The organism is Pseudomonas sp. GW456-12-10-14-LB2 (genome assembly GCF_002884345.1).
Classification (GTDB): Bacteria; Pseudomonadota; Gammaproteobacteria; order Pseudomonadales; family Pseudomonadaceae; genus Aquipseudomonas; species Aquipseudomonas paraglycinae.
This window is the reverse complement of the sequence record NZ_POHV01000147.1, coordinates 1-273: the sequence shown is the minus strand read 5'-3', so window position 1 is coordinate 273 and position 273 is coordinate 1. Positions and strand designations below refer to the sequence as shown.

General features: G+C 71.8%; 1 protein-coding gene. It reads right to left on the bottom strand.

Features of this window, described 5'->3' with window-relative positions; translation table 11 throughout:
- The coding region (locus C1X29_RS28475) for an AMP-binding protein (RefSeq protein WP_146023305.1) at nucleotides 1–273 on the bottom strand (273 nt) is incomplete at both ends.

Sequence of the window (273 nt, the reverse complement as noted above, 5' to 3'; positions counted from 1 at the left end):
ATATTCGATCATGCGCGTCGGTCCGGCCACCCAGACCTCGCCGACCGCGCCCGGGGCCACGTCCTCGCCGTCGTCACCGACCAGGCGCAACTCGACACCGGGGGCCGCGAAGCCGACCGATTCCCCGTGCGCCTCGACCTGCGAGGCGGGCAGGAAGCTGCAGGCCGATCCGAACTCGGTGAGGCCGTAGCCGTGCACCAGCCGAAGATGCGGCCAGCGCTCGAGCATCTCCCGGGACCAGGCCGCCGGCATGGGCGAACCGCCGAACAGGAC